A 10229-nucleotide genomic window follows, 5' to 3' on the forward strand; every position below is an offset into this window, starting at 1 on the left:
TCCCGCAACGCCGGCCCGTAGAGGCTGTAGCCGGTCTTGGTGATGCCGGCAAAGACCCCGACGTTGCCCTGATACTGCTCGGCCAGATCGGCCTTGGTGATCCCCGCGTCTTCCAGCGACTGCCAACACGATTGCAGGAACAGCCGTTCCTGCGGGTCCATGTTGACCGCCTCACGCGGCGAGATATTGAAGAACAGCGGATCGAAATCGGCAAAGCCGTCGATGAAGCCACCCCACTTGCTGTAACTGCGAGCCTGCTTCAGCGCCTCGGACACCGAGTCGACGTAAAAGCCCTCAAGTGACCAGCGTTGCGGCGGAATCTCGGTGATGCTGTCGCGACCTTCCTTGAGGTTGCGCCAGTATTCGTCGAGATTGGCGGCCTGCGGATAACGACCACTGATGCCGATGATCGCGATGGGTTCGGCGGCTGACATCGCCGCAGGTGCCTGGGTGGTCTGAGTGACAATCGGTGCAATTGGCACGGGAACGTCGGCCAGACCGCTCCACAACATGCAGGCGCGGTGATGTTCGGCCACCAGATAACCGGTCAGCGCGTCCAGGCTGTGGTATTCGAAAAACAGCGTTTTCGACAACAGGCGTTCTGCCGGACGCAGCTGGGTCATCGCCGAAAACACGTCCTCCAGCGCCTTGTTGAGCCGGGTGATCATGATCGAGTCGATACCGTACTGCTCAAGCGGCGCTGCGCTTTCAACCCGGTCGGGCGGCAGTTTGGTAACAGCACAGAACACCGCCTTGAGTCGTTCGAGAATCGCGGCAGTGAGCCGCGTGCGGTCAACCGGGACCGGGGCCGACGTCATCGCTGGCTCAGTTGCGGTTTCTTCAGCAGCGCCAAAGTGCGCACGAATCTGCGCCAGATCGCCCTCGATCACCAGCAGCCGTTCCAGGCCGGCGTTCAGCCCCAGTTGCAACGCCTGGATGCCATGTACCGACTGCATCGGCGCCATGCCGGTCTTGTGGCGGATGTGCGCACGGTCGGCGGCGCTGACCTGCATGCCGCCATCGCGCCACAGCGGATAATTGATCGACAGCGTGTGGCCGAAGCGCAAGCCCTGTTCGACGCGTTTGTTGCGCAGCCCGGCAAAGTGATCGACGAAGCCGTTGGCGGCGGCGTAATCCGACTGACCGATGCTACCCAACACCGCCGAACAGGATGAAAACAGCACAAAAAAATCCAGGTACAGCCGACGGCAAGCACGGTCCAGCAGTTCGGTGCCGATCACTTTGGCGGCAAACACCTCGACCATGTCTTGCGCGGTTTTATGCGCGAGCAACCGATCGCGGTTGATCCCGGCGCCATGCAGCACACCGTTGAGGCCGCCGTGGTTGGTGCAGATGTCGTCGATCAACTGCTCCAGCTCTTCGGCGTCGGTCAGGTCGACCTGCTGATAAATGACCACCGCGCCAGCATCACGAATGGCCTGCAACCGCGCCTGCTGACGCGCATCGAGGGCCGAGCGGCCAATCAGGATCAAGGTGGCGTCGCTGCATTGCTCGGCAATCGCGTCGGCAAAGATCAGCCCCAGGCCACCGGCGCCACCGGTAATCAGGTAGACGCCGTGATCTTTCCAGATGATGCGGTCGTGCTCACGGCGGGCGGCGACATCGTCCGCCAGTTCCTGCCATTGCAGTTCCTGGCACTCGCCTTGTTGGCCGCTGCGTTGCAACACCGAGCTGGCGCGCCGGCGGTTTTCGCCGAGTGTGGTGGTCAGCTGTGCGAGCTGAGTCGCCGACAATGGCTGGTCGGGCTCGACCTCGATCATCAGGCAGCGGGCACTCAGTGCCGGTTGTTCCAGGCACGCGGTTTTCAGCAAGCCGTCGAGACCGGCGTACAGCAAGTGCTCCGGTGCCTGTTCGGCGATCATCAGTTCAACGTGAACCCGGCCCTTGAGCGTCTGCAACCGCAGCAACAGCGCAATCGCCAGTTCCTGATAACGTGCTGCCGGTGCGGTCCTGGTGCAGGGCAGAATTTCACCGCGCACGCCTGCGCCAGCAGCGTTGGTCAGGGTTTGCAACTGTGCCACTTGCGCACTGCTGAAACCAACCCACAACAGCAGGCGCTGGCCGATGTCATCGTCTGCATCAGCGCTTGCCCCCAGCGGCTCCTGCCACACGGGACATGCCAGAAACAGGCCGTTGGCGGGTTCATCCACTGCGTCTTCGGGCGTGTCCTGTTCGACGATGGGCTGCGGCGTCTGATCGACCCAGTAGCGCTCTTTGGCAAACTGGTAAGGCGGCAGGTGAATGCGCTTGGCCGAGCCGGTCGGCCACAGCGCCGCCCAGTCGATGTCGCTGCCGGCGACCCACTCACTGGCCAGCCGGCCGTTGTCGTCCGCCGCCACAGGCAGTGCGTCGCCATTGGCCAGCAGGGCCAGTTGAATGCGCAGTTGCGCGAGATCACTGACCACCAGCGCCGCCCTCTCCCGCATCGGCTCCCGGGCGGTCTGCAAGGTAAAGGCTATGTGGCTCAGCGGCGCGTCGGTCTTGTCCAGCCAGTGCGCCAGCGCCCGGGCGTTGTCGCACAGGCTGGCGGCGGTTTTGCCGGACAAAGGAATAACCCGGCTCACTGCCGGTGGCGTTGCGTCTTGATCTGTGCGGTGGATTGTTTGGTATTCGCCAATCACCAGATGCGCATTGGTTCCGCTATGGCCAAAGGAGTTGAGTGCCGCGATCAGACGTTCGCCGCCACTGGCCTGCCAGGCTTGCGCCTGACGGTTGATGTAGAACGGCGAGTGTTCAAGTTCGATCAGCGGGTTGACCTGTGCAAAGCCCGGCATGACCGGCAAGGTGCGTTGGCGGATCGACAGCAGGATTTTGATCAGACCGATGACCCCGGCCCCCGCCGCCGCGTGACCGAGGTTGGCCTTGGCGCTGCCCAGCACGCAATAGCCCTGGGCGTCGGTGAGCGCGCGGAACGCACGGATCAATGCGTTGGCCTCGACCGGGTCACCCAGCCGGGTGCCGGTGCCATGGGCTTCGACGTAGCTGATCTGCGCAGGATCGACACCGAATTTGTGCCAGGTGTCGCGCAGCAATTGCTCCTGAGCATCACCGTTGGGCGCGGTAATGCCGTTGCTGGCGCCGTCCTGATTCACCCCCGAGGCCTCGATCACGGCGTAGATCGGGTCACCATCGGCCTCGGCGTCTTCCAGGCGTTTGAGCACGACCATGCCCACGCCTTCGGAAATCACCGTGCCGTCGGCTGCCGCATCGAACGCATGGCACTGGCCGCTGGGGCTGAGCATATCGATGGCCGACAGGCTGATCAGCCCGCGTTGATCCAGCAGCGCATACACACCGCCCGCCAGTGCCAGGCGGCTTTCACCGTGGCGCAGGCTTTCACAGGCCTGGTGGATGGCCACGGCGGACGACGAGCAACCGGTGTTGACCACCATCGCCGGGCCTTTAAGGTCGAGAAAATACGACAGGCGAGAGGCGACGATGGCCTCGGAGCTGCCGGTAAAGGAGTCGTGGTGATAGCCCCCCGGCTCGGCGCCGACATAAATGCTGACCGCCTGACCGGCGAGGGTCATCGGGTTGTACCCGGCGTCTTCCAGCGCCTTCCAGCTTTCTTGCAGCACCAGCCGCTGATGCGGGGTCATCGACTCCGCTTCGTGGGGGGTGAGGTTGAAAAACAGCGGATCGAAGCAGTCGCGGTCCTTGAGTATGCCGGCGCGATTGCAATAGCTTTTGCCCGGCTGTTTGTCGGCGCTGTAGACACGGGATTCGAGATAGTCCGGCCCCAGTGCCTGCACGCCGTTGCGCCCGGCCAGCAGGTTGTCCCACAGTTCCTCAATGTTATCGGCGCCGGGGAACTGCCCGGCCATGCCAATCACGGCAATTCGCCGGTTTTTGCTGGTCTGCGGACTTGTGCTCGGGGTTTCTGCGCCCGCCAGCGCAGCCGCCATGACCGGGTTGATCAGGGCAGCAGTTGTTTGCAGGCTGTGCGCGGCTGTTGGCGCCAGTGGCTCGGCCAGCGCCCGCTGGATCTGCGGGCCATAAGATTTTTGCAGGTAATTGTGCAGTTTGCTCACCGTGGCCTGTTCGAACAGGATCGCGCTGTTGAGCTTGATCCCCAACTGGTTGCCCAGTTGTTTGACGAAACCCACCCCGAGAATCGAGTCCACGCCGTAATCGGAAAACGGCGTGCGCAGCGCGATGCTCTGGCCGTCGGCCTTGAGGGTTTTGCCCAGGGCCTCGATGATCACTTGTTGCAGTCTGTCTGCAACGTCCACGGACGCTCCGGGCCCGCTGGCAGGATGCTGGTTCAACGTAAACTCCTTGTTTTGTGCGGACGTGGCGGGCCGTTGCGGCTCAAAGACTTGCAGGGTCAGTGCATCGCCATGGGCGGTGATGATCTGTTGACCCAGGGCGATTTGCGCAGGGATGTGCAGATCGACCTGTTCAAAGCCGCTGCTCCACAGCAGCTCAAGCCAGGTCTGCTCGGCGATCAACGGCGAGCCGGGGATTCTCAGCGCCGGGTCCTCGTACAACCACCAGCCATCGAGCAGGCCGAAGGTAACGGTCGCGGCGGAGGTTTTGCGGTTCAGTTCGTTCAGCGCCAGCAGGCCGCCGCTGCGCAACAGCGACCGCACATGGGCCAGGGTGTTGCGCATGTTGGCGGTGGCGTGCAACACGTTGGTGGCGACAACAATGTCATACGGCTGAAGGCTGTCCGCGGGCTGGCTGATGTCGATAATTTGCGTGGTGAAGTAAGGTCGGCCTGCGGCGAAGCGGGCTTCCCCATGTTGCAAAAATGCCCGTGACAGATCGCTGTAGCAGTATTCGCTGATCTGCGCGGCCAGCGGTTCCAGCGCCGCCAGCAGCGCGGCGGTGGTGCCGCCGGTGCCGGCGCCGATTTCCAGGATGCGCACCGGGCGCCCTGGTTCGGCCAGAACCTGCCGCCGTACATGTGCGGTCACCTGCGATGCCAGTTGCGCGTTGAAGAAGTCCGACAGGGTATTGTGCTGGTAGATGCCCTCGACCTTGTCCATCGAACCGTCGGGAAACAGTAGGTCCGTCGCCTGAATCCGGCCTGTGAGAATCTGCGGCAACTGCAGCAGGCAATCGTCGATCAGCGTCACTTGAACCCGGCGTTCGCGGTCCTGGAAATAGTGATCGCGCTGGGTTTTCCAGGCGGCCAGAATCGCGGCGTGTCGCGTCCGGGCAACAGGCGTTGCCACGGCAAAGACCTCACCGTGCTGCTGCAAGTAACCGTGCTCCACCAGAATCGCCAGGCATTCCTGCCACCAGCGCCGATAGCGCTCGCTGATCCCGGCCTGCTGGCGCCAGACTTCAGCGCTGTGGGCGCCGGGCGCGGTGAAGATGCCCAGGGTCTGCAACTGGATCAACAGCAGCACGGCAATCGATTGATCGAGCGTTTGCGGATCAAAGATCTGCTGCAACCGCTCGCGCTCGGCGGGCTCCAGTTCGACGCCCGGCGCCGTTTCTGGCACCAGCACCGTTGGATCGAGCCGCAACTGCTGGCCCTCGGGCACGGCCATCAGCTGACGCACCGCCGACGAGGCCTTGAGGCACAGCAGGCGACGCAGCGAACCGCTGGACAGCTGCGCGACAAAGCGGCTGAAACAGGCAAAGCCCTCATCGTCATCAAGCGCGTCCAGATGCTGGCTGACCTTCTGCGCTTGCAGCGAAGCGCGCCAGAAGCCCCAGTTGATTACGCCGACCGGGAAACCCGCCGTCGGCCCGATGGCCTCGGCAAAGGCGTCGGCGAAGGTGATGCCGCAGGCATAGGCCGACAGCTTGGCCGCGCCGGAAAAGGCAAAGCCCTGCCCGGAGGAGAAATAGCAGAGGAAATCCAGCGGTTGCCCGGCCAGCGCCTGATAAAAACGCAGGCTGCCACGGCTCTTGATGTCGAGAATCTGCTGGAACTGCGCCTCGGTGGTGTGCTGGATGCTGTTCTCGAAGTCGAAGACCATCGCAGAGAACACGGCGCCATTGATTCGCCCGTAACGCTGATTGACCAGTGCCACGGCCTGTTGCAATTGCACCAGATCTGTCGCATCGACCTGAAGATAATCGACCCTGCCCCGGAACTGCTCGGCCTTCAGGCTGTGCTGTACCTGCTCGCTGTCGGCAGGTTTGCGCCCGAGCCAGATCACCCGGGCCTGATAGTGCTCGATCAACTGACGGCTGATCACCTGACCGATCACGCCGCTGCCGCCGAGGATCAGGTACACCCCGTTCTGTTGCAGCGCCGACGTGCTGGTGTGGGTCGGCGGCAGCGCCAGCGGGATCAACTGCTGGATAAAGCGCTCGCCACGGCTGAGTTTGATCAGCTCACCGCGCAGCGAAGCAGGCTCGGCGAGGATCTGCGCGAGCAGCCGTTGCCGGCTGTGTGGCGTTTCAAGTTCGTCGAGATTGAGGTCCAGAGTGCGCAGGTGCACCCGGTGTTCGCTCTGGGCCATGGCGTAACCCAGCCCGGCCATGCCGGCCCCCAGCGGATTGCCCCGTTGCGGCGCACCGGCAAAGGCGTAGCGGCCGAAGGACAACAGGAAACAGTCGGTCGCGCTGCCATCTTCCGCTGCCGTTTGCAACGCCTTGAACAGCCGTAGCAGCGGCAACTCGTGGTGTTGCAGGCTGTCGGCCAGCGCCAATGGCGTCATGTGGTTGGCCGTTTGCGCGCCGATCACCAGGATCTGCGCCACCGGGCCGAGGGCCGACAGAATGTGCGTAAAGCCTTCCGGATCATCGTCGCCGCACCGCCAATGGCCTGTCGCCAATTCGGTGGTGGCGCCAATACCGCCGTCGATCCGCAGCACATTCCGGCTGCCTTGATTATGCTCGGCCAATGCCGCCCATAGCAGCCCGGTCGCAGAGGTGGATTCGCCCAGGGTCACCAGCACAACCGCTCCGACGCCTGGCACTGTGGCTTGCTCGTCTGCAGTTTGAGCCTGCCAGCGCGGCAGGTAGCAACAGTCGCTCAGGTCCTGCTCAGTTGATGCTTCGACGAGGGACGCGTCGGCTGGCGGATTTGCCAGCCCCGGCATCCAGTAGCTGTTTTTGGCGAAGGGATAACCCGGCAGACTGATGCGCATCGGCCGCCGATAGGTGCGGTCGCGATAGAGCTCCGGCCAGTCGATGGCCTCGCCCTGCACCCACGCCGTCGCCAGTTCGGTCAACTGCTGGTGTTGCAGCCAGTGATCGATCGGCTGCGAGGTGGGGGCGTCCAGCGCTGGGTCATAAGGATCGCTATGGCCACAGAACACGTTGTCTAGCGCTTCGCCTGCCAGCCACGACGCCAGACAACGCTGCACATCGGCAATGGAATCTACCCGCAGCGCCAACCGCTCGGCCATCGCTTCGCGCCCGGTTTGCAGGGTCCACGCCAGGTCGGCCATGACCGGTAGTTCAGTGCCTAGAAACGCCTGCAAGCGCGACGCCGATTCCGTCAGGCGTTGCGGATCACGTGCCGATAACAGGATCAGCCAGGGGCCGGGCATCGCCGGGCGTGTGTCGGTCACGCCGAGGTGTTCCTCGACAATCAGCGAAGCATTGGCGCCGCCTGCGCCAAACGAGGAAATGGCGGCTATGCGTGTCGCACCATTGGCGGTCCAGGGCGCCAGCTGCTGTTGCAGGCGAAACGGGGTCTGTTCGAAATCAATGCTCGGGTTGGGTTGCGCGGCATGCAGCGATGGCACCAGTTGGCGGTGTTGCAGTTGCAGCAGGACCTTGCTCAACCCGGCGATACCGGCTGCACTTTCACAGTGGCCGATATTGCTTTTGATCGAGCCGATGGCGCAGCGGGCGTCGTCGCTATGGGCAAAGACCCGGCTCAGGCCGCTGATCTCAATCGGATCGCCCAGCGCGGTGCCGGTACCGTGGGCCTCGATGTAGCTGATGCGGCTGGCATCGACGGCTGACCGTGCCAGGGCTTTTTCCAGCACACGCTGCTGGGCGCCGGCGCTCGGTACGGTGTAGCCATTGGTCTTGCCCCCGGCGTTTATCGCACCACCACGAATCACTCCGTAGATCCGGTCGCCGTCGGCGAGCGCCTTGTGCAGCGGCTTGAGCACTACCGCGCCGACGCCTTCGGCATCGACAAAGCCGTCGGCATCATCGCCAAAGGCGCGGCAGTGTTCGCCGGGCGACAGCATCATCATTTCGCACAGACTGAGGTAGTGCTGTGGATTGATGATCAGGTTGATGCCACCGGCAATCGCCACGTCGCAGCTGCCACTGCCCAGGCTCTCGACCGCCAGGTGGATCGCGGTCAGCGATGACGAGCAGGCACTGTCGACCACGAAACTGGGGCCTTGCAGGTCCAGCTGATAAGACACCCGGTTGGCAATCGACCAGTAGTTGCTGATGGGGTTGTAGCTGCCGTTCATGACCCCGACAAACACCCCGACCTCGCCCTGTTGATGCAGGGTCGCCGGGTTGTAGCCCGCGTCTTCGATGCTGTGATAGGCCACTTGCAGGAACAGCCGTTCTTGCGGGTCCATCCGTTCGGCTTCGGTGCGCGAGATGCGGAAAAATGCCGGATCGAACTGATCGATGCCTTCGATGAAGCCGCCCCAACGTGTATACAGATGCCCGGACTTGCCCTTCTCCGCAGCAAAGTAACGCCGCCAGTCCCAGCGCTCGGCGGGGATTTCGTCGATGGCGCAATGGCCGTCGGCGAGGTTGCGCCACAGGTGGCCCATCGACTGTGCGCCGGGATAACGGCCGTCGAGACCGATAATGGCGATGTGGCTGGCCTCTGCCTTCTCGACCGGCACTGCGGCTTTTTCCAGGCGGGTGGTATCTGCCGTTGTCTCGCGCACGTCAGCCTCGGGTTGCCCCAACAGCGCTTCAAGTTCTTCGCCGCGATGCTGAATAAAATGCTCGGTCAGCGCCGCCAGGGTCGGCACTTCAAAAAACAATGCGCTGTCGATGGCGGCAAAATGTTCGCTGAACGCATGGGTCAACCGGACCACCAGAATCGAGTCCAGGCCATAGTCTTCCAGCGGCCGCGACAGGCTCATCTTCTCGACCGGGATCTTCAACGTGGTGCTGACCAGATTGCGCAGGTAGTCGGCGACCCGGTGCCGCCAGCCGCCCGGGGCGGTCTCGTCCTGTTTCGGTGTGAACGTGTCCTGAGGCACGCGGCTATCGGCGGGCGATGCTGCTGGCCGCGCGGTGTTGACGACTGGCTGACGGACGATGCCGTCGCTCTCGGCCAGGATAATTTGCTGGCCCCGGTCATGTGCCTGCCGGGCCGGGAACAACACCGGGCTGAAGCCCTCTTGCTCCAGCACCGCCTGCCAGCCTGCCGGCGAAAGTCCGGGGCAACCGGGAATGCGCAGGGCGCCATCGCGGTGCAGCCACCAGCCTTCGAGCAGACCGAAACTCAGGTGGGTGAACAGCGACGCTTCGCTGATTTCATTGAGCATCAGCAATCCGCCTTTGCGCAGCACGGCCTTGGCGTTGCGCAATGTCTGGCGGATTTCCGGGGTGGCGTGCAGCACATTGGTCGCCACCACCAGATGATAGTGGTCGGCGTCAATGCCCTGCTCGGCGCACGGGCGCGACACATCGAACAGTCGGGTTTGCAGAAACGGGTTATCACGGCCAAATTGATCGACGCCGTGTTGCAGGAACGCACGCGACAGATCGGTGTAGCAGTATTCGCCGATCTGCGACCGCCAGGGTGCCAGCGCCGCCAGCAAGCCCGCCGTGGTGCCGCCCGTGCCAGCACCAACTTCGAGAATGCGCAGCGGTTCGGCGCCCGCTGGACGGCTTTCGATATAGGCCAGCGCTGCCTCGATCAGCACCTGATTGAAGTAGTCGGAAATCCGGTTGTTCTTGTAAACGCCTTCGACCAGCGTCATCGAGCCATCAGGAAAGAGCACGCGAGTCGCGGTCTGCTCACCGCGCAGCAGCGCCGGCAGCCCTTTGAGGCAGGCGTCGAGCAACTGCGCCCTGGCGGCCAGATCCGGGTCCTGGCGCCAGAGCGGCAAGCGCTCGTGCCACTGCTGCCACAGCGAATCGGCAGCGTCGGTTTCGATACCGGCGACGTAGTTGAGACTTTCAGCCAGCCACAGGTGCAGATAATCCGGCGTGACATGGCCGTGCTGCATCGCGTGGCGTTGCAGGTCCTCGGCGCCAGCCAGCCCAAGCGCCTGCAACTGGCTCGCCAGCAGGCGGCGCGCCAGGGCATCGATTTCGTCGGAGGCGGCGGCGGTGGTCTGATGTGCGGCTGTTTGCAT

At 63.4% G+C, this 10229-nt stretch carries 1 protein-coding gene (running past one end of the window); it reads right to left on the minus strand.

What is annotated here, in order from left to right; translation table 11 throughout:
- A protein-coding gene (locus tag JFU11_RS23410; protein ID WP_201062242.1) for an SDR family NAD(P)-dependent oxidoreductase crosses the window boundary here: on the minus strand, positions 1-10229 show its 5' portion. It extends 4624 nt beyond the left edge of the window; the window shows 10229 of its 14853 coding nt (coding positions 1-10229); the start codon lies at positions 10227-10229; its stop codon lies beyond the left edge, outside the window.

This window comes from Pseudomonas sp. TH37, assembly GCF_016650735.1.
In the GTDB taxonomy this organism is placed as follows: domain Bacteria; phylum Pseudomonadota; class Gammaproteobacteria; order Pseudomonadales; family Pseudomonadaceae; genus Aquipseudomonas; species Aquipseudomonas farris.